At 64.5% G+C, this 19,639-nt stretch carries 15 protein-coding genes and 2 pseudogenes; 9 read left to right on the top strand and 8 right to left on the bottom strand.

Translation table 11 applies throughout. From position 1 onward, the window contains the following. Positions 1-46: 46 nt before the first annotated feature. Positions 47-946: a complex I NDUFA9 subunit family protein gene (locus LDB05_RS15550; protein WP_226004902.1), complete on the bottom strand. Its 900-nt coding sequence runs from the start codon at positions 944-946 to the stop codon at positions 47-49. A gap of 190 nt (positions 947-1,136) precedes the next feature. On the opposite strand from LDB05_RS15550, the pseudogene LDB05_RS15545 reads away from it, so the two are divergent. Both LDB05_RS15545 and recJ read left to right on the top strand, forming a co-directional pair. Continuing rightward, a pseudogene (locus LDB05_RS15545) lies at positions 1,137-2,227 on the top strand (CapA family protein). 49 nt (positions 2,228-2,276) lie between these two features. After that, entirely contained in the window at positions 2,277-3,761 is a 1,485-nt protein-coding gene (gene recJ, locus LDB05_RS15540; RefSeq protein WP_226004901.1) for a RecJ family nuclease, read from the top strand. Positions 3,762-4,232: 471 nt separating this feature from the next. Here recJ and LDB05_RS15535 read toward each other — a convergent pair whose 3' ends face one another. Then, positions 4,233-4,988 carry a PHP-associated domain-containing protein gene (locus tag LDB05_RS15535; protein ID WP_226004900.1) on the bottom strand — a complete coding sequence of 252 codons (756 nt, stop codon included), beginning with the start codon at positions 4,986-4,988 and terminating at the stop codon, positions 4,233-4,235. A gap of 1,078 nt (positions 4,989-6,066) precedes the next feature. Here LDB05_RS15535 and LDB05_RS15530 point away from each other — a divergent pair. Both LDB05_RS15530 and LDB05_RS15525 read left to right on the top strand, forming a co-directional pair. Continuing rightward, positions 6,067-6,981 (top strand): DUF7551 domain-containing protein, encoded by a 915-nt coding sequence (locus tag LDB05_RS15530; protein WP_226004899.1) that lies wholly within the window; start codon positions 6,067-6,069, stop codon positions 6,979-6,981. Continuing rightward, positions 6,978-7,787, top strand: coding sequence for a DUF7260 family protein (locus tag LDB05_RS15525; RefSeq protein WP_226004898.1), 810 nt, complete (start codon positions 6,978-6,980; stop codon positions 7,785-7,787). The genes LDB05_RS15530 and LDB05_RS15525 overlap by 4 nt, the downstream gene beginning before the upstream one ends. A 33-nt stretch (positions 7,788-7,820) precedes the next feature. Here LDB05_RS15525 and LDB05_RS15520 read toward each other — a convergent pair whose 3' ends face one another. Next, the gene (locus LDB05_RS15520) at positions 7,821-8,213 is read right to left on the bottom strand and encodes a hypothetical protein (protein WP_226004897.1); all 393 of its coding nucleotides are present in this window, start codon (positions 8,211-8,213) and stop codon (positions 7,821-7,823) included. Between the two features lie 219 nt (positions 8,214-8,432). Here LDB05_RS15520 and LDB05_RS15515 point away from each other — a divergent pair, with 219 nt between their 5' ends. Next, positions 8,433-8,750, top strand: coding sequence for a DUF5783 family protein (locus LDB05_RS15515; protein ID WP_226004896.1), 318 nt, complete (start codon positions 8,433-8,435; stop codon positions 8,748-8,750). A gap of 83 nt (positions 8,751-8,833) precedes the next feature. Beyond that, positions 8,834-9,199, top strand: a complete 366-nt coding sequence (locus LDB05_RS15510; RefSeq protein WP_226004895.1) for a NifU family protein — start codon at positions 8,834-8,836, stop codon at positions 9,197-9,199. A 120-nt stretch (positions 9,200-9,319) separates the two neighbouring features. Here LDB05_RS15510 and LDB05_RS15505 read toward each other — a convergent pair whose 3' ends face one another. Beyond that, positions 9,320-10,225 carry a ketopantoate reductase family protein gene (locus LDB05_RS15505; RefSeq protein WP_226004894.1) on the bottom strand — a complete coding sequence of 302 codons (906 nt, stop codon included), beginning with the start codon at positions 10,223-10,225 and terminating at the stop codon, positions 9,320-9,322. 182 nt (positions 10,226-10,407) lie between these two features. Here LDB05_RS15505 and LDB05_RS15500 point away from each other — a divergent pair, with 182 nt between their 5' ends. Beyond that, positions 10,408-11,373 carry a hypothetical protein gene (locus tag LDB05_RS15500; RefSeq protein ID WP_226004893.1) on the top strand — a complete coding sequence of 322 codons (966 nt, stop codon included), beginning with the start codon at positions 10,408-10,410 and terminating at the stop codon, positions 11,371-11,373. Positions 11,374-11,406: 33 nt separating this feature from the next. Here the strand turns inward: LDB05_RS15500 and LDB05_RS23615 are convergent. Together LDB05_RS23615 and LDB05_RS15495 are read right to left on the bottom strand one after the other, a co-directional pair. After that, a pseudogene (locus LDB05_RS23615) lies at positions 11,407-11,580 on the bottom strand (DUF7130 family rubredoxin-like protein); the annotation flags it as partial. Between the two features lie 129 nt (positions 11,581-11,709). Further along, positions 11,710-12,048, bottom strand: coding sequence for a TFIIB-type zinc ribbon-containing protein (locus tag LDB05_RS15495; RefSeq protein ID WP_226004892.1), 339 nt, complete (start codon positions 12,046-12,048; stop codon positions 11,710-11,712). Positions 12,049-12,486: 438 nt separating this feature from the next. Here LDB05_RS15495 and LDB05_RS15490 point away from each other — a divergent pair, with 438 nt between their 5' ends. Continuing rightward, complete coding sequence (locus LDB05_RS15490; protein WP_226004891.1) at positions 12,487-13,398, top strand: alpha/beta fold hydrolase; 912 nt, start codon at positions 12,487-12,489, stop codon at positions 13,396-13,398. A 244-nt stretch (positions 13,399-13,642) separates the two neighbouring features. Here the strand turns inward: LDB05_RS15490 and LDB05_RS15485 are convergent, their stop codons facing one another. Continuing rightward, positions 13,643-17,278, bottom strand: coding sequence for a DNA polymerase II large subunit (locus LDB05_RS15485; RefSeq protein ID WP_226004890.1), 3,636 nt, complete (start codon positions 17,276-17,278; stop codon positions 13,643-13,645). Between the two features lies 1 nt (position 17,279). Continuing rightward, a complete protein-coding gene (locus LDB05_RS15480; protein WP_226004889.1) occupies positions 17,280-17,699 on the bottom strand; it encodes a PPC domain-containing DNA-binding protein in 420 nt (139 codons plus the stop codon). A gap of 250 nt (positions 17,700-17,949) precedes the next feature. Between LDB05_RS15480 and LDB05_RS15475 the strand changes: the two genes are divergently transcribed. Next, the gene (locus tag LDB05_RS15475; RefSeq protein ID WP_226004888.1) at positions 17,950-19,533 is read left to right on the top strand and encodes an ABC transporter substrate-binding protein; all 1,584 of its coding nucleotides are present in this window, start codon (positions 17,950-17,952) and stop codon (positions 19,531-19,533) included. Positions 19,534-19,639: the final 106 nt, after the last annotated feature.

The following is a 19,639-nucleotide window of genomic DNA, read 5'->3' as shown; positions in this document are numbered from 1 at the left end:
TCGGCCGCGGCCGCCGTAAATCGGCGGATTTCGGTTCTGGTCGGTGTCATGCGTCGATCGGTTCGATATCGCTCTCCGGATCGGCAGCGGCCAGATACGCCGACAGCGTTCGGAGCGCTTCCGGCGATACGCCGAACGCCGCGACGTCGTTGTCGGCCGTCGTATTGTCCAGCCCCAGCACGCGATACTGGTCGCGGCCGAACGGAATCCACGGAACGGGATCGACCAGCATCGCCGCGACCGCGGTCAGTCCCATCGGAATCGGGACGACGATTCCCCCGCCGCGGATCTGTCTGACGGTCTCGGCGAACGTGAGCCGCTCGGGGCCGCCGATCTCGTAGCACCGGCCGACGTGGCGATCGTCCTCGAGCCCGTCCGCGAGCATCGGCGCGAGGTCTCCGACCCAGATCGGCTGGAGCCGGGTTCGTCCGCCGCCCGGCAGCGGCGTGATCAGCGGCGGAGACAGTCGCTCGACGAACGGGAGAAACGCACAGCCGTCGCCGAAGACGACCGACGGGCGGTAGATCACCCACTCGAGGCTCGACCGGCGAACGACGCGTTCGGCCCGCCGTTTGGCCCGGAAGTACGCCGTCTCGACGCCCGATTCGACACCCAGTCCGCTCAGCTGGACGAACCGCTCGACGCTGGTGTCCTCGCTCGCGGCGACGAGATGGCGCGTCCCGTCGTAGTGGACCGACTCGTGGCTCCGGCCGCGGGGCTGGACGTGCGACGGGAGCGCCACGAGGTTGACGACCGCGTCGTGACCGGCCACAGTCCCCGCGAGTTCCCGCTCGGTCACGTCCAGTTCCGTCGTCTCGACGCCGTCGGGTAGCCCGTCCGCGTCGGGCGTCCGCGAGGCGGCCGTCACCGCGTGTCCGCGGTCGACCAGGACGCGACAGAGGGATCGACCGATAAAGCCCGTGCCCCCCGCGACCAGGACGTTCATACCGCCCCCTTCTGTCACGGACGCTTAATGTTACCGTTAGTGACCCGATCGCTATCGATACGGAGCGGCGCCCGCGACGAGCTATTTGCGACTGGAAGTCGAAGTGGCGACCGATGTGCACACTCGAAGCCGCTCGATCGGTCGTGAACCGAAACGCTCGCGAGGAAACACCGGCGCGGCTATCGAACCGATGAGCGGGGGCCGGCGACGGTTTCTGGTAGCGACGGGGGCAACGATACTCGGTAGCCCGACGGCGGTCGCTGCCGATCGGGTCGCGATCGACGAACGCGACCGCCAGGGAACGACGATCGGCTTCGTCGGCGATACGATGCTCGGGCGCGGCGTCGACGAGCGATACGATCGGAGCGGCGCGGATCCGGCGGCCGTCTGGGGCGATCTCCGCTCCCGACTGCAGTCGCTGGACGGCGTCTGCTGTAACCTCGAGTGCTGTCTCTCGACGCGGGGCGAACGATATCCAGACCGGACCTACTACTTTCGGGCCGACCCCGAGTGGGCCGTCCCCGCCCTCGAGGCCGGAAACGTCCGGTTCGCGTCGCTGGCGAACAATCACGCGCTGGATTTCGGGGCGACGGCACTGATGGATACCCTCGAGGCCCTTGACGAGGGGGATATCGCACACGCCGGCGCGGGCGAACGGCCGGACGATGCCCGAGCACCGTCGGTCGTGTCGATCGGCGACCTCGACGTCGCGGTGGTCTCGTTTTCGGATCAGAGCGCCGAGTACGCTGCGACCGGGGATCGGGCGGGGACCGCGTACGTCGAGTGCGATCCGACGAATCCGGAGACGCGACGGATCGTCACCGAGAGCCTCGAGCGAGCCGCGGAACGGGATCCTGATCTGCTCGTCGCGTCGCTCCACTGGGGGCCAAACTGGGTCGAAGTCCCGGACGAGACCTATCGCGAGTTCGGGCGCTGGCTCGTCGACGAGGGGGTACCGATCGTCCCGGCCACAGTGCCCACGTCGTCCAGGGGATCGAACCGTACGAGGGCGGCGTCATCCTCCACGATACGGGCGACTTCGTCGACGATTACACCGTCAAGGAGGAGTTACGGAACGATCGAAGCTTCCTCTTCGAAGTCGCGATAGACGACGGCGATCCCACGGCCGTTCGGCTCGTTCCCGTCGTGATCGACAACGAAGCGGTCCGCCGTGCGGATCCGTGGGAAGCGGCCTGGCTTCGGAAGACGATCGCCGAGCGCTCGGCACCGTTCGACGCGAGTTTCGAGTACGACGATCGGGACGTGATCGTCCCCCTGTGACGGGGACGGGACCGCACCTTTATCCCCGAAGCCGACTCACAATTCCTCGATGGCAGGGCCGGTTCCCGAACTCGAGGATCGCTCGACAACGTGTGCAAAGCGGCTGTGCGAGGCCGATCGCGTGTTGCTCGCCTCCCACATCGACGCCGACGGGCTCACGAGCGCCGCGATCGCCGCGACGGCCCTCGAGCGGGCGGAGATCCCGTTCGAGACGGTCTTCGAGAAGCAACTCGACGAGGACGCGATAGCGGACATCGCGGCGACCTCCTACGAGACCGTTCTCTTCACCGACTTCGGGAGCGGCCAGCTCGATATCATCGGCGACCACGAGGACGCGGGTGACTTCACCCCCGTCATCGCGGACCACCACCAGCCCGCCGATCGAGAGACGGCGTACCACCTCAATCCGCTCCTGTTCGGACTCAACGGCGCGTCCGAACTGTCGGGAGCCGGCGCGAGTTACGTTCTCGCGCGGGCGCTCGCGGACGTTTCCGACAGCACGCCGGATCCGGACGTTGCGGCGGACGGAGGGACTGTCACCGCGTCGGGAGCCGCGAACGCACGCGCAGACAACTGCGACCTCGCCGCCCTCGCGGTCGTCGGTGCGGTCGGCGACATGCAGGCCGCTGGCGGCGAGCTCCACGGTGCGAACCAGGGCATCGTCGACGAGGGCGTCGCGGCCGGCGTCCTCGAGACGGGCAAGGACCTCGCGCTCTACGGAAAACAGACTCGACCGCTCCCCAAACTGCTCGAGTACGCCAGCGACGTCCACATCCCCGGCATCTCGAACGACGAGAACGGCGCGTTGCGATTCCTCGACGGGCTCGACCTCGAGTTGAAACGCAACGGCGAGTGGCGCCGCTGGGCCGGACTGACGTTCGACGAGAAACAGACCGTCGCGAGCGCGCTCGTCCGGCGGGCCGTCTCGAGCGGCGTACCGGCGAAAAAGATCGATCAACTCGTGAGCACGGCCTACGTGCTCAGCGAGGAACCTGTCGGCACCGAACTCCGGGACGCGAGCGAGTTCTCGACCCTGCTGAACGCGACCGCCCGCTACGAGCGGGCCGACGTCGGCCTCGGCGTCTGTCTCGGCGACCGGGAGGGCGCGCTCGAGCGCGCACGGCAGCTCCTGCGCGAACACCGACGCAACCTCTCGAACGGCATCGATCTCGTGACTCGAGAGGGGGCGACCCAGAAGGAACACGTCCAGTGGTTCCACGCGAGCGACGAGATCCGCGAGACGATCGTCGGCATCGTCGCGGGGATGGCGATGGGGAACGCGGGGATCAGTCGCTCCAAGCCGATCATTGCGTTCGCAGAGAAGAACGACGAGGAAGTGAAAGTCTCCTCGCGGGGTACGCACTCCCTCGTCCGACAGGGGTTGGACCTCTCGGTCGTGATGGGGGAGGCCTCTCGAGCGGTCGGCGGCGACGGCGGCGGTCACGACGTCGCAGCGGGGGCGACGGTTCCGAAAGGGAAAGAGGAGGCCTTCGTCGAACACGCCGACGAGATCGTCGGCGAACAACTCTCCTAGGGGCTGTCAATTACATTCGCGATCGGCGAACCGACGTCGGTGGCGCACGCTGAGTCGCGGTTCGCCAACCGGCGAACCGCGGCTCGAAGGTCGTGCGAGGTCTTCGTGAACGTGTGAACGAAGTCGTTCGAGACGGCGCAGCCGTCTCGTGACTGAGCGAAGCTCCCGCGAGGTCAGCGGGACTCCGTCCCGCCAGACTTCGCGAGGTCCGCGAAACCGGGGGTTTCGCTTGATGCGAAAAATCTCCATTTTTCAGCAGCGTGGAAGACGCGAAGCGTCTTCCTGTGGACGAAGGGGCGGAGCGAGTGAGTCGGTTGGAGAGGGCGTGGCACCTCCGTGTTACCACGATAGCAACACGCTCGCGGGCCGGATTACGGTCGGCCCGCTCACGTCCGAGTCGTTCGAGCGACAGGCCACGTCAGCTACTGTCACAAACGAAAGAAGCGGATCGCCTCGAGTCCGGAAATCGAATCAGGTCGATCTGTCCATCGAGGCCGGCACCGTCGGCAGGAGCGGCGTACGCGAAGTGAACATGTACGCCGTCTTCCGTACCGCCCCCTTTCCGTACTGAACGGCGCTCTTGCGGATCGGGGTTCGTTTGCCCCGGATCTGGGTCCGGCCCTCGAGGATCGCCTCGACGAGTTCCGCGCCGTCGATGTCGGCCTTCGTCGGGTTCGCGGCGTCGGGCATCACGAGAACCTCGGTGTAGGCCTTGCCGACGTTCGGGAGGTAGTGAGCGTCGCTGGCACCGATCTGAGGATAGTCACGCCGTTTCGCGAACGTTCGAGCACGTCGGTTGCGGTAGCCGGTGAAGACCATCGAGTTGTAGGTCTCGATCGCGTCGGCGTCGTCGATGTGACGTTTCCGAACGCCGTGCCGGCTGCGCTGGAACGGATGAGGGACGATCGCCACGCCGCCGAGTTCGCGAACGGCCTCGACGGTGTCCATGAACGGCTGGCCGGGATCCGGCCGCGTCTCGACACCGATCGCCAGTAAGTGGCCGTGTCGCGTCGACACCTCGACGCCGGGGATACCGATCAGGCCGTACTCCGGCGCGAGACGGGCTGCCCGTCGCGATTCGCCTATCTCGTCGTGGTCAGTGATGACGACACCGTCGAGCCCGATATCCGCGGCGTGCTCGAGAATGAGTTCGATCGGTTCGTGCCCGTCGTAGGAGTCGTCGGAGTGGACGTGAAAGTCGATCGCGAACGGAATCTGGGAGGTCATGGGAGTCCAGAGAGCAGGTAGCGGGGTCGTACCACCGATAGCTTGTTGGTGCGCATAAACACTGTGCTGCCGGGGACACACCACCCATATTCGATATAGCGATATATAATTTATTTCTGCGGGGCAGCGGCTCGCGAGGTCCAGCGCTCGAGGGCACAAGCCCGCGACCCGCGGTCGAGACTGCGATCGGAGTTAGTCACCAGTCACTGATTACCGGCGACTGAGGGAGACGGAAACGAAGTGGGACGGACGCCGTCTACAACCGGCCCAACGAGGTGCGGATAAGCACAGGCTTCCCACTCGAGGCCCCCACCTCCGCGGCTGAATTCACACCCACGCTGTCAATCGGGGGTGAGTCGGGGACGGCATCGATTTCGGGAGCGACACCAGCGGGTTGGTCGGTATTGCCGACTGAGAGTACCGATTGTCGTCGGGTCGGCCACTCGAGACGGGGGTAATGCGTCGATAGCCGAATCGTCCCTGGGCAACCGCTCGCCTGACCGTACCGTGATCCGGTGAGATTCGTCGTCGATCCGACCGGGTCGAACGGTGATTCCCGAGATCCGGCTGATCGATACCCTCGACCCCGTCACGTTCCGAGAGAGAACCCCTCGAGTAGGGAGTCCGTGAGGGGCGGTCACGTCGATTACGTCGACGGGGTACGAAGAACGGCCTCGACGGAATCGAAAACGGCCCGCAACCGAACGTTCGGCCGTCGTCCGGAGTATCCAATCGGGAGACCGAGACGTAGACCGGTAGCATCTCGGCGTTGCTCCGACTGCGGCTGCGACGACACCGAACGATCCCGGTCGGAGCGCTTACACTGTATAAACTTTTTCTCGGTATATCAAAGCGAGTCTGTCCGGGTGGGGGACGGCCCACGAATTGTTAGGGGAACCTAAAATTCGGAGGACTTATTATGTTTTAGGGTAGCCTAAACAATAACAGATCCGTCGACGGGAGTGCGGAGGGAACGCAACGACAGAGCTGAGAAACGAGCCGTTGGAATCGAACACAGTTGGGAGATTCGACGGCGGCCCGCGCACGGCCCGCGATGGACCGAACTGGAGAGAAACCCATGGTTGGAACCACGCTCCGCGAAATTCGCCATCACATCGAACGGTTGGCCAACGACGGCGGGGAGTACTACGTCGTCTGCGGTCGCTCCGGTGAACGACCCGTCCCGGTCGCCGGTCACCGATTCGCGACCCGGACGGACGCGGCGGACGCCGCACGGGCGACCGAACAGTATCGGGCCGCACTCAGACGGTACGATCCGCAGTTACCGTTTTACGATCCGATCGTCAGTCAGGAACGGTCGCCACGTAGGGGAACGGGCGACGATCGCGGCTCGGATCGACCGGTCGCGGAACCCGCCGGCGATCCGTCGGTCGATCAGGACCAACCGACCGGCGAGGACAATCCGCTGATCAGTTTCTGTCACGACGTCTCGGGAGCCGTCTTCGAATCGCTCTCCGCCCGCGATCACGCGGACGCCGAGCGAGCGATCATGGAGACGTATCTGGCCGCGGCGGAAGCGACGACCGATCGGAACACACTCTGTCTGGTACTGCTCGAGACCATGGCCGCCGAACTCGAGGAACAGCTGCACGCGACGGAACGGACGGCGCTCCTGCGGGCGGCAGCGGCGAACCTCTCGCCGGTCGAGCCGGCGGACGATCCGGTCGAAGCGAGCCTCGCCTTTCTGGATTCGCTGTCGCTGGTGCGGGACTACGGGATCACGCGTGATTCGGACGCGACGACGGGTGACGTCTGGACCGTCTCGATCCGAGGATACGCGATCGAGTGTGGAACGCAGCGGTTCCCGACGCTCCCGCTCGGGATCGACATCCTGCGCCGAACGGACGCGCCGACCGCACCCCTCGGCGTGACCGACGTGACCGCACTCGGCGACGGCGACTGGCAGTTCGTTCTGGCAGGCAATTCGGAGACGGCGGGCGGATTGGTCTGTACGCGGAGGGCAGACCAGTGACCGGATCGACGGCCGTCCATCGGGCACTGGAACGCCTCGACGAGGAACGGGACGCCGTCGCGGAGCGCGGAGCGGCGTTCGAAGCGTTCTCGACGCGCGTTCGAGAGCTCCCGGCAACGAGCCCCGGTCCGACAGGGGATCGACAGCCACCGACGGCATCACCGGCGGCGATGGCACCGCCGGTTCAGACGCAGCGATCGGCACCATCCCCGTCGGAAACCCATTGTGTCACCGTTCGAGAGGCGTTCGACGAAATCGTCCAGCCACACAGCACCGCCGATATCGATACTGACGAATCGCTCGTGGAAACGATCGCAGCGGAACTGAACGAGGATATCGCCGTCGCGCTGGCGACGGAAACCGGCTGGACGCCGGCACTCAAAATCGCCGTCCTCGAGGAGACCGCGACCAGACGGCGAGAGGTGACGGTGCTCGAGGAAACCCTCCGAGACGAACGGCAAACGGTCGAGGCGGCGATCGACGAGGTCGACGAAATCGTCTCGTGGCTGCGATCGACCGCCGACGAGTCGCTCCTCCAGTGTGGTTTCGACCGGCTCGAAGGAAAGCACGAGCAGCTCGCGACCTATCGGGATCGGCTCGAGGAGCTCACGACCGACCGGCAAACGCAGCTCGCCGGCTCGACGAACCGCTACGGCCCGGGCGGCACCCGGTATCGAACCATGGTGGAATCCGTCTATTCGGAGTGTCCCGTCCGGTATCCGATCCTCTCGACCGCGACGCGACTGTACGGCATCTGCAAGGACTGTCAACGAACGATTCGGGCACACCTGTCGCGGCGCGTGTAGGCGGCTCCGCGGACCGCTCGCGGAGACGAACCCCTACTTCGACGGCGCGGACAGCCCGCTCGGGACGAGATCCGAGAGCGAGACGGTATCGAGGACTTCCCGGATTTCGAGCGGGTCGTCGGCCGCGGAGACGGTGTCGTGGATGCGGTGCATGCACTCGAGCAGGCCGTCGACGGCGGCCCGCTGGGTCGAAACGCGGCCGATCGATTCGGTAATCGCCCGATCCGTGAGGAAGTATCGGTAGCGAAGCTCCCAGCACCGACAGATACCGATAACCGGATGAGAGCGGTCCGCGATCGTGCTCTCCGCGATCAGTTCGATCGGTGGGCGGCTGTGTCGATAGACGAACTGGTCGTCGCAGAGTTCGGCGAGCCCCCATCTCGGCGGGAGCGCTTCCCGCGGGATAGGGTCCTGATCAACAGCCATGTACATCGGTATCGCCGAGGGCGAGAGTGTTGGTTCCGCTTGCGAACGCCGGGTCGTATATAGCCGTCCCGTACCGGATCAACGAACTGGGGCGTTCCGAGACAGCCGATTCGAATCGAACCGTCTCACAGTTCGCGCCCCCGCTCGCCACGCCGGCCGAGTTCCCGTCGAGCGAGGCCGATCGTCCGACTTTTGTCTCCGCTACCGTTGGACTAGGGTATGGCCGACTTCGATCCCGAGAAGTTCGAGGACAAGTACGCGAACTACTTTCCCGAACTCCAGCAGGCGTACAAGAACGCGTTCAACCGTATGAACGACCGCTACGACTCCGAACTCGTTCACGCGATCGACCAGCAGGTGTTGAACGAGAGCGAGCCCTTCTACGACGGTGACGGGGAGTTCCACGTCGAACTTCCGGACGACCCCTACGGGCGACTGTCGGGCGTAGTCGTCGAGGAAGAGCGGTTCGAGACGATCCTCGAGGCCCATATCGACGAAATCGAAACCGAACTGCAGCGCGTGTTCGGGTTCCAGTAACTCGACCCCCGTCGACAACCGGCTGGCGGCAGCCGAACATGGAGGACGGAAGGTTTAGGGGGGCTGATACCCAAGGGTTTTCTATGAGTACCGAGACCCAGAACGACGGAGACGACCTCGAAGACCGCGTGACGAACTTCCTGCGACGGAACTTCCCGCAGATTCAGATGCACGGCGGCAGCGCAGCGATTCAGGACATCGATCGCGAGAGCGGCGAAGTCAGCATCGCCCTCGGTGGCGCCTGCAGTGGCTGTGGGATCTCCCCGATGACGATCCAGGCGATCAAGAGCCGGATGGTCAAGGAGATTCCCGAGATCGAGAAGGTCAACGCCTCCACCGGCATGGATGGCGGCGAGGAAGAGATGGACGGCATGAGTCCGTCCTTCCCCGGCGAGACCGTCGACGACGACGGCGGCGAAGTCGACGAAGGACCGGAAGCACCGTTCTAACCCGGCGTTCGTCACGCGGATGGAGATTTGCGATTTTTGCTATTTCGAGTCGATAGCGGCGCTGTCAGTGTGTGATCGACCGATCGCAGTCTATCGAGTTCGCGATCGAGAGACGATCGCTCACCGCAGGTCGCGACCGCGCTCCCACGTCCGCACCAGCGCCGTGAGCGTTCGGTTCCGGGGAATCTCGAGCCGGAAATCGGCCGCTCGATCGACCACGTAGCCGTTGATCGCGTCGATTTCGGTACGCCGTTCGGCCAGCACGTCCTGGCGCATCGAGGACGTGTTGGCGGCCGTCGCCTCCGCTACCGTCTCCATCGCAGTCAGCGCCTCGCGGTTCGAGAGCGAGACGCCACAGGCCCGAGCGACCCGCGCCGTTTCGCGGGTGGCAACACGCGCGAGGTCGGTCGCCGGGTCCTCGAGGACCGCACCGTTTTCGGTCGCCGTCAGGGCCGTCACCGCGTTGATCCCCGCGTTTACGGCGAGCTTTTCCCACAGGCGGCGGGGCATGTCGTCGGCGACGGTAGTCTCGAGGCCGGCGGCGACGAACGACTCACCGACCGTCTCGGCAATAGTTGAAGGGCCGCCGTCTCGAGCACCCAGGACGATCTCCCCAACGCCCGTGCACTCGACGACGCCGGGCTCGCGGAGAACCGCACCATAGGTCGCCGTTCCGGCGAGAACCGGGGCCTCGAGACGCGCCGCGAGCGTCGCTTCGTTCCCCATGCCGTTCTGTACGGAGCAAACGGCGTCGAACGACCCCGTCGCGAGCGTTTCGGCGGCCCCGTCCGTGTCGAACGACTTGACCGTGACGACGGCGAGATCCGCCTCGAAACCGGTTCCGTCCGTCGTCGCCGCTGGGGATACGCGGATCGGGGAGTCGTCGATACCCTCGAGTCGGAGTCCGGACTCGCGAACGGCGCGAGCGTGGGCCTCGCGAGCGACGAGGGTAACGTCGTGCTCGCGTGCGAGCAGGCCGCCAACGAGACTGCCGAGGCTGCCGGCACCGAAGACGACGATGTCCATGCGCCTCCTTCGGACGACCGCTACTACAGTACCACGGTTCGCCTCGAGCGACGTATCGGTCCTCGCGAGCGAATCGACGACGAAGACGGGTCGGAAATATCAATATAGTATATTCAATTTATTGTTTATTATATAGTATAAGAATAAATAGAATTAAGTTTCGAAGCGTGGGATCCGGGACTATGCGTCAGCACACGATGAGTCGACGAGCGGTACTCCGAACCAGTGCGGCGGTCGGTGGACTGACGGTCGTCGGGGGGGCAGCGACTGCATCGGCCTCGAGCACCGAGAGCGAAGATGAACGTCACCGCATCGACGGCACCGATCGCGGCGGTTCTCCGATCGGGTTCGACCTCGTCGAGTACGTCGATGGCGGCGCGGTCATCGAGAGCGTGACTGCGTACGAATCGCCGATGATTGCCGACCTCCACACGGTCCTCTGGGACAGCGAGTGGAAACTCGCGACGAACACACGCGACGACGCGATCGGGGCCGACGTGAGCGTCGGCGATGCGATACCGGAAACGACTGCAACGGTGGAGTGGAAGTACACGAATCCCGACTACGCGGTCGTCAGATACTGGCCGGAGATCACGCAGCGAGCCATTGTCAGCGCCGCTCGCCCAGCGTTGCTCGTCGAACGGGACCTCGAGCTCGGGGCGTACGCACCGCCCCGCTATGCCGCCAGCCCGGATCTCCGACACACGGTATACTCGATCGCGAATCCCACTATCGGTGAGGAACGCAACGAGGGCTGGGTGACTGACGACGGCGACTACGACGTGTTCGTCGCGACCGATCACGAGTACAGCGTCGCGATCGTCCAGCGGTACGTCCACCCCGCCGTGGGGACCAGTTTCGACGGCCACCGCGTCGGCGACGTCGGCGTCGAAGAGGGCGAGAACCGGAGCGCCTGGTTCGACATTTACGAGGAGGCAGACGGGTGGATCGATCGAACCGACGCCAGCGCGGGCGAGATCGATTTCGGTGCGGGCCTCTCCCTCGAGAGCGGCGACTACGACGGCAGCGACACCCCCGATCCGACGTGGCGAACCGGGATCGGTTTCGGGACCAGCGACGGTGAGGCGGTCGACAACGCGATCGCGACGGTCGAAGACGGCTACGAGACGGAACGGGATCGGTACTGAGAACGGGTCGGGCAGCCGAGGTTCCGATTCCGGCCAGCAGCGCCACATCAGTTCGGCTTCGCCGAACGTTTGCCCCGAACGGACGTGTTCGACGCTCAGTCACTCTATCCCGTCGCGAAGCGTACCGTAAACTCCGTTCTCGTCGACGTCGCGAATAGGGCCGATTTTGGTACCGTCTCCGGTGTAGACCGTCGTTCCGAACGCCAGTTGTCACCGTTCTCCGGCCATGGTAACTATCAGCACGAATCTACGCTACGAGCAGCAGTAAATCCTCAAGCGCTATATAGAATTAGAGCAGTCCCCGCTGGCGATCACGTGTCCACTACCGTCACCGGCTCAGTCCTCGGTCCAGTACATCAGGTTCTCCCGTTCGGTGTTGCAGTTCGGACACTGATCTGGGAGTCCCTCGTCGATCTCTCCCATTTCGCCACACTCCATACAGCGCCACATCAGCTCGGCTTCGCCGAACTCGTGGCCCGAACGGGCGTGTTCGACGCTTATCCCCTCGGCTCCGTCGCGGGTGGTGACGAAGAACCCGCTCTTCTCGAAACCCCGGACGCGCCCGAGTTCGTTGCCGTCCTCGTCGTAGACCGACTGCCCGAAATTGAGCTTCTCTACCTCCTCGACGGCCTCGTCGTCGCCCTCCTTCGCCGGTGTCTCGCCAGTTTTGACCATACCCACGTCCACACCGTCGACTGGGATAAAGTGACGGCGCGCATTGTGCGAGCGGCCGCTCGAGGGCACGGAGCGGCTGAAAACGGACGGTACGAGAACACCAGGAGGAATCCATGCGATTCCGCCTGATTGCCCTTCGATGACGATCGCAGCTACGGATGACAGGTAGCAGCACGGTAATAGAAAACAATATACACCACGAGGATAGAGACGTGGTATGATAATTAGTCACATCCCCGGATCCGCCGGAGGGTTTCCGCCCGGAACGCACCGCCCGGCGGCACGCGAACGGAGGGTGACGCCGGTCGCTACCGGGCGGGCGGACGACGGGAGAGGAGGGGACTCTACGGACGAATGGAAAGACTCACTGCCTGTACAGATGGCCAGCAAACCGGTACCTAATACGGCTCCGGACCCAGATACCGACGTGATTCGATCATGAGCGGGACCGGTGTCGCCACGATCGGCGACTGTCGGATCGCCTACCGCCGTGCGGGGACCAGCGGCCCACCCGTCGTCCTCTGTCACGGTGCGGGGATCGACGACGCGACCGTCTCGTGGCGGCACACGATAAACGCGCTCGCGGATGACTACCGCGTCTACGCCATCGACTGGCCGGAGTACGGGAACAGCACGGGAGACGTCGATCACACCGTCGAAACCTACGTCGACGTCCTCGACGGGTTCCTGGAAACGCTCCCCTTCGAGAGCGTTTCGCTCGCCGGCATCTCGATGGGCGGCGGCGTCGCACTCGGCTACGCGCTCGAGAATCCCGACCGAGTCGACCGACTGGCGCTCGTCGACAGCTACGGCCTCGGTGGCAAACTGCCGAGCGCCCTCCAGTGGAAAGTCCTGTCACAGATCCCCGGAATGACTCAGTTCGGGAAGATCGCCGCCAGTTCCTCGACGCGGAGCGTCCGAATGGTCCTCGACAGCCTCGTCGCGGACGCCGGGTCGCTGCCCGACCGCTTCGTCGAGGACGCGCAACGAAAGCTGATGGAACCCGGTTCGATACAGGCGTTCGAGGAGTTCCAGAACAACGAGCTCTCCTTCAACGGCCGCGTCCGGACGAACTTCGTCGACGACCTCGAGTCGCTGTCCGTCCCGACGCTGCTCGTCCACGGCAAACAGGACCCGCTCGTCCCCGTCGAGTGGTCGGTCCGCGCGGCCGACCTGATTCCGAACGCCACGCTGGACCTGATCGACGACTGTGGCCACTGGACACCTCGAGAGCGCCCCGACCGATTCAACGAGAGCCTCCGGGAGTGGCTCCCGGACCCGCGGTATTCCCCGGAGCCGGAGTACACCAAGGCAGGGATGCCCGGCGTTACTCGAGCCACCAGCGATTAAGTCCACGTCGCACGTTCTTTCGCTTCAATTCGGCCGGGAGCGCGTTCGCCGCAATCGCGGCGAATCGCGCGACCCGGGGGAGGGCAGGCCCTTACCCAGTTATCGACCGCGAGCGAACGAAGTGAGCGAGCGGGCCGACGACTGATGTGGAGGGACGCTCTGCGTCCCGGAACGGAAGGAGGAGTGCTTTTGATGGAAATTTTGCCGAGGGCGCGGCATCGCCGCGCCCGCAGAGCAAAATTTCCTACATGAAATCCTCGATCCCGCTCTGCTTGTTCTTGTCGTTCTCGAAGATGCTCTCGAGGGAGCGCTCGAGGACCTCTAACCGCTGTTTCGTGTAGTCGCGGCAGTCGTACTCCTCGGCGACCTGGATGGCCGTCTGCATGTACTTGTTCACGGATCCTTTGTGGACGGTGAGGTTGACGCGGCCGCCACACTCGCGGCAGTCGCCGGTCAGGGGCATCCGGCGGAATTTTTCCCCGCAATCGAGGCAGCGGGTTTCCTGCCGGGAGAAGGCCCGGAGATTCCCGATGAGGTCCGGCAGGAAGTGGTACTCGATGACCCGCTCGGCGACGTCCGTCTCGTCGACGGCCGCGAGTTTGCGCGAGAGCTCGAGCTGGGCGTCCATCTTGTCCATCATCGAACCCAGCGTCTTGTACGCCGAGAGGTCGGGACCCATCGCGATGTTGGTGGTGTCGTGGGTGTGCTGGAAGCCGGTGTATTCGGTGTCGGTTCCGAGCGTGTCCTCGGCGATCTCGACGTCGACGTCCTCGGGGTCGGCCTGCTCGCGGGTCGCGAGGTAGAAGTCGCGGGGATACTGGGTGACGACGTCCATGTTGTGGGCCTCGTCGTCGATCTCGGATGGGTCGATGCGGGAGGACATGACCAGGGGTGCGTCCATCTTGCCCCCGCGCTGGTCGGGGAGGAAGGACTTGCTAAAGTTAAGTAGACCGTCAAGTAACAGCATTACACAGTCTTCGTCCCCGTCGCAATTCCGGCGTTTCGCGGCGTGAAAGTACGGATGAGCGTACCCAACCGCTGCGCTCGTGAAACCAACCACCCTCCCGACAGTTGCGGCAGACGTGTGGGGTGCCATCCCGAAGACGAGTTCACCAACGAGGTCCTGTCGGTCCTCGAACTCGTAGAAGGGGTCGAGGCCGTAGTACTGCTCCAGCAGGTCGTCGATGAAGTTAGCCGTTTGCAGCATGTGCTCGGCCGCGCCGTCGGAGAGGACGATGTCTTGGACGCGGAGTTCGACCAGTTGCTCCTCGTGAGTCAGCGGCTCGCCGTGGATGTCTTCCTCGTAGCCGAGCGCCTGGAGCTGGCCGACGTCGACGTCGAGTTCGCTCGCGCGGACGGCGGTGACCGGCAGGTCCGTCATGTCGTAGCGCACGGTCCCGTCCTTGAACGAAGAGACGTCGTGTTTGGCGCGCAGGATGCCCTTCTCGATCGGCTCCGGGACCTTGTTCTGCGAGGAGAGTCCCTTGACGCCTTTCAGGATCTCGAAGGCGTTCTCGCGTTCGCCGACCGACTCGAGCGCGTCGCGGTACTCCTCGTGGACGTCGATCTCGCGGGTTTCGACGCACGTGCCCTCGCGCTCGCAGCGGTCGCACTCGACGCGACCGGCCTCGTCGGGCTCGAGGCGCTCGTCGCAGTCGGGACAGCGGTAGTCCGGCGTCGTCCGGGCGTTGCAGTCCGGACAGCGGTTCTTGAACGTCTCCGTTCCGCAGGACTCACAGCGCTGACGGCCGATCTGGAGTTCGACGACGCCGGGCGTGTCGGACATGGTTTCGGCGTGTTTGGCGGCGTCGGCGACGTTTCGCTGTGCGCCGCCGGCCTCGCCGATCGGGAACAGGGTATGAACTGCGGGGCTCAGGTCGCGGCTCTCGGATTTTTCCGGGCGGCCCATTCGGTTGCCGATCCGGGTCGGTGCCCGTTCGCGGACCCGAAACGGCGCGACCTCTTTGACCGCCTCGATCGCGTTGTCCCCATCGGTCTCGTGACCCCACGTCCGAGCCCGCTCGGAGAGGTCGTCGTCGGACCACGTGCGCTCGAGCTCGACAGCTGCTTCCTCGCGTCCGTCGGCCTCGAGTGCCGCGCCGTCTGCCACCGCGCGTCGGGGCCCACAGCCGAGCGTACGGACGAACGGCCGCCAGTCGTCGATTTCGATGCGGTCCTCGTCCGCGCGCTGGCGGTGCTCGATGACGATCGTCTCGAGGGCCTCGCGAACGGGGTCGGTGTAGTCGAGAACGAGTAGTGCGTCGCCGTCGACGTCCCCCTCGACACGGCCGTCCGCGACCGCCGCCGCCAGCGTCCGAAACGCGTCGACGGAGATGTCGTGCCAGAGGTAGGTGTATTCGGGATGGAGCGGCGCGTCGTACTCGAGGGCCCACTCCAGGGCGTCCTCGGAATCGGGGAATTCGAGGTCGATTCGAGGGTCGTCCTCGAGCGCCTGGACGTCAGCGCCCGCGGCCTCGAGATCCTGGATCCACCACTCGTAAGTGTAGGAGGCGGGGGCGAGCGGGTGGTTGTTCTCGACGAACTCGCCGTAGTTGACCAAATACTCCCCGAGATCGAGGATCGCCTCGACGCCGTTTCTGATCTCGAGGGCGTCCTCGGGGTCGTCGATCCGGCGGACGTCGCCGTTGGCGAGTTTGACCGTCGGTCCCTCGAGGGAGTCGACTGGGACGACGCCGGCGGCCTTGCCGGGGCGTTCGGTCTTGATCTGGGTGCCCGTCGCGAGGAAGTCGTCGACCAGATGCATCGCGGCGGGGTGGACGCCGGCGGTCGCGAAGCCGTGATTGCGCGCGCGGCCGTAGCGCAGGCGAAAGCCGCCGTGTGCGCACGGATGAGAGAAGACGGGGCGGCCGGCGATCAGATCCCGGAGGAACTTCTCGGACGTCTCGACGCGGGGCGGGCCCTCGGATTCGTCAGTGGTGGGGTCGTCGTCGGCTTCCGCTTCCTCGGTACCGCCCTCGGCCGTCGCTTCCCCGTCAGTGTCGCCGTCGGACTCGTCGTCGCCGGTCTCTCCCTCGTCGTCGTAGTAGTTGCCGTCGATGAGGTCCTGGAGCCACGGCCAGTCGACTTCGTCGAGGTTTCGGGTATAGCGCTGGATCTTCGGGGCCTTCAGCGCGATCCCCTCGCCGAGGACGAGACACATCCCGCCCCGGGCGCTGTTGGTGTCGACCCGATCGAGGTCGCGAAAGCCCGACACCTCCTCGTCGCCGGTGGCCTCCCCGTCGAGCATGATCGGGAGGTGTTTGGCGATGAATTTGGCCTCCTTGGCCTTCGGGGTGTACTGGAGCCCGGTCTCCTTGTCGTAGAGGGCGATTTCCTCGGCGTAGCGCTCGACTTCCTCCTCGCGGGCGTTGTACTGTTCGATGCCGACGAGCGCGCGCGTGTAGTCGGCGACGAGCACCGAGAGCGCCTGCGCGGTCCCGCCCGCGGAGCGGATCGGGCCCGCGTAGTAGACGTTGACGAACTCCGTCCCGTCGTCGTTCTCGAGGATCTCGACCTTGTCGATCCCCTCGATGGGGGCGGCGACGACGCCCTCGGTCAGCAGGGCGACTGCAGTGCGGACCGCCCCCTCGACCTTGCCCGCCTTCGTCTCGTAATCGCCGACCCGGCCCTCGGCGAAGTCCTCCGCGAGCTCGAGGGCCGCCTCTTCCCTGCTCATCTGGCCCTCGAGTTCGCGGACCCGCTCGGCGACGCCGTCGATCCCGAGGATGTTCTCGACGCGGTCGGCCATGTCCTTGGCGACCGGAATCTCGACCTCGGGCTTCGGGTCCGCGCCCCGTTTTTTAGCCCGTCCCGCGACGTCCAGGGCCTCGTCGAGTTGTTCCTCGAGCCCCTCGAAGTACTGCTCGTCTTCCCGCCGCATGTTAGAGCCAGAGGTCCAGTTCGGTGGTTTCGTCGTACTCCCGCTCGAGTGGCTCCTCGAAGACGCGCATGTGGACCTCGCCGGCCCAGACCGTCGCCTCGTTCAGGTGGCCGGCGACCGCCTCGCCGTCGGGTCCCGAGAGGACGACGTGCGTGTGGGCGAAGCGCTCCTCGTCCAGCCAGGAGACGTTTCCGGTACAGCTGGCGACCTCGAGCGGTTCGTCGAACTCGATCGGGTAGTATTCGCACTCGTCCTGATCGTAAAACCACAGTTCGGCGTCCTGGACCGCGCCGAGCGCGGTAAACCAGGCGGCGTCGGCCTCGACCGCGTCCGCGAGCGACTCGATCTCGGCCCGCCAGTCGGCACCGGTCTCGAGGCGAGCGACGTATTCGCCCGCAGGTTCGACGGCACGATAGTTCATACACGTCTACTGTATCGGCGGATAGAAAAAGTTCTCCGTTCGTCCATCGGGGTGAACGAACGGGCACGAGTTGGCCCAATGATAGAAAGTATTAATACTATAGCCTAACTGTGTACATGCATCAAACACTGTCATCATCATACATGCATTATAGTTTGGTAACCAATCAGCCATAGGGGCGAGTTTTTGCGGCATATATCGCACAGATACCAAAAGTTATATAATCTATCTCCTTGAAGCTGTCATCGGTATGTCACGGCATATGTCAGAACTGACCCGACGACGGCTGCTTGGTTCGGGTGCAGCCGTCTCGGCGGCAGCAATCGCAGGGTGCATCGGTGGGAGCGAAAGCGAAGGTTCCGATCAGCTCCACTTTACGCAGGAACAGTCCAGAGAGGAGAACTTCGATCCGGTTATTTCGAACGACGCGTACAGTTTCCAGGTAATTCAGCTCATCTTCGACGGACTCTACGAGTTCGACGAGGGCCTCGAGCTCCAGCCGAAGCTCGCGACGGGCGAGCCGACCGTCGAGCGCGACGGAACCCGGTACATTTTCGAGATCGAGGAGGCAGCCGAGTTCCACAACGGGAACGACGTGACCGCGGAGGACGTCGCTCACTCCTTTACCGCACCGGTCGAGGAGGAGACGGAGAACGCCTCGGAGTACAACATGATCGAGAGCACCGAGGTCATCGACGACTATCAGTTGCAGGTCGATCTCGGGGACGACCCCTACGGCCCGTTCGAACTCGCGACGATGGGTGTGACCGTCGTTCCGAAGAGCTACCGAACCGAAGACCGCGAGGCCTTCAACAAGAATCCGGTCGGCTCCGGCCCGTTCGAGTTTTCCGAGCTGCAGGAAAACGAGTACGTCGAAATCGAGAAGTACGACGACTACTGGGGCGATCTCGATCCGAACATCGAGCAGGCTCGCTTCGTGGCTCACGACGATGCGGCGGGTCGTATCTCCGAGATCCGCGCGGGGAACACCGACGTCATCGCGGGCATTCCGAACGACGACTGGGGCGTCCTCGAGAACGAGGAAGGGGTCACCCTCCACTCCGCGGAGAGTCCGACGTACATGTACATGGCGTTTAACTGCAACGAGGGGCCGACGACGAACCCCGAAGTGCGACGGGCTATCGCCCATTCGTTCTCAATGTCCGACTTCATCGAATCCAACGGCGAGAACGTGACCTCGCCGATGTACAGTCCGATTCCGCCAGTCGTCAACGAGGTCTGGGGGTTCCCGGAAGACGAGTACCAGGACATGCTGCCGGGGTACGACCCGGATCAGGCGAAGTCGCTGCTCGACGAACACGCGCCGGACGACTTCACGCCGACGATCATCACGCCCGAGGGGATCCGCGCGCAACTCGCCGAACGGATCGCCACCCGGCTGGACGAGATCGGCTACGGGGCCGACGTGCAGGTACTGGACTTCGCGACGCTCGTCGACACGTACACCAGCGGGAACGCCGACGACTATCAGATGTACTTACTGGGCTGGACCGGCGGTCCCGACCCCGACTACTACCTCTACCCGCTCTTCCACGAGAGCGCAGCAGGGACGAACCAGGGCCACTACTACGGAGGCAGCGACGGCTTCCACGAGGCGATTGCTGAGGGCCGCAACACGGCCGGCCAGGAGGAACGCTACGATATCTACGAACCCGTCATCCGTGAGATCGTCGAACAACTCCCGGCACTGCCGGCGTTCACGCAGGACAACACAATGGCCTCGCAGAATCACGTGCAAGACCTTCAGGCGCACCCGGAAGTTACGCGAAATCCGACTCTCGTCGCGGACTACACGAACGTATCATTCGAGTAACGTAGTGAGTGGTGTCGCCTTCGGCCGAGGGGAGTGACGAACGCGTTCCCCGCCGGCCCGCCATCGGTGACGCCGAATCGAGTACGATAGCGACGAGAAGAGAGAC

Origin of the sequence: Natrinema salinisoli (assembly GCF_020405205.1) — an archaeon.
GTDB lineage: Archaea > Halobacteriota > Halobacteria > Halobacteriales > Natrialbaceae > Natrinema > Natrinema salinisoli.
This window is presented reverse-complemented; position numbering and strand designations above follow the sequence as displayed.

Coding starts and splice junctions, on each gene's coding strand:
- LDB05_RS15505 (WP_226004894.1), bottom strand. CDS start 10,225: ATGGACATCGTCGTCTTCGGTGCCGGCAGCCTCGGCAGTCTCGTTGGC.
- LDB05_RS15535 (WP_226004900.1), bottom strand. CDS start 4,988: ATGACCTCCCAGATTCCGTTCGCGATCGACTTTCACGTCCACTCCGAC.
- LDB05_RS15550 (WP_226004902.1), bottom strand. CDS start 946: ATGAACGTCCTGGTCGCGGGGGGCACGGGCTTTATCGGTCGATCCCTC.
- LDB05_RS15510 (WP_226004895.1), top strand. CDS start 8,834: ATGAGTACCGAGACCCAGAACGACGGAGACGACCTCGAAGACCGCGTG.
- recJ (WP_226004901.1), top strand. CDS start 2,277: ATGGCAGGGCCGGTTCCCGAACTCGAGGATCGCTCGACAACGTGTGCA.
- LDB05_RS15475 (WP_226004888.1), top strand. CDS start 17,950: ATGTCACGGCATATGTCAGAACTGACCCGACGACGGCTGCTTGGTTCG.
- LDB05_RS15520 (WP_226004897.1), bottom strand. CDS start 8,213: ATGGCTGTTGATCAGGACCCTATCCCGCGGGAAGCGCTCCCGCCGAGA.
- LDB05_RS15485 (WP_226004890.1), bottom strand. CDS start 17,278: ATGCGGCGGGAAGACGAGCAGTACTTCGAGGGGCTCGAGGAACAACTC.
- LDB05_RS15500 (WP_226004893.1), top strand. CDS start 10,408: ATGCGTCAGCACACGATGAGTCGACGAGCGGTACTCCGAACCAGTGCG.
- LDB05_RS15495 (WP_226004892.1), bottom strand. CDS start 12,048: ATGGTCAAAACTGGCGAGACACCGGCGAAGGAGGGCGACGACGAGGCC.
- LDB05_RS15490 (WP_226004891.1), top strand. CDS start 12,487: ATGAGCGGGACCGGTGTCGCCACGATCGGCGACTGTCGGATCGCCTAC.
- LDB05_RS15515 (WP_226004896.1), top strand. CDS start 8,433: ATGGCCGACTTCGATCCCGAGAAGTTCGAGGACAAGTACGCGAACTAC.
- LDB05_RS15530 (WP_226004899.1), top strand. CDS start 6,067: ATGGTTGGAACCACGCTCCGCGAAATTCGCCATCACATCGAACGGTTG.
- LDB05_RS15480 (WP_226004889.1), bottom strand. CDS start 17,699: ATGAACTATCGTGCCGTCGAACCTGCGGGCGAATACGTCGCTCGCCTC.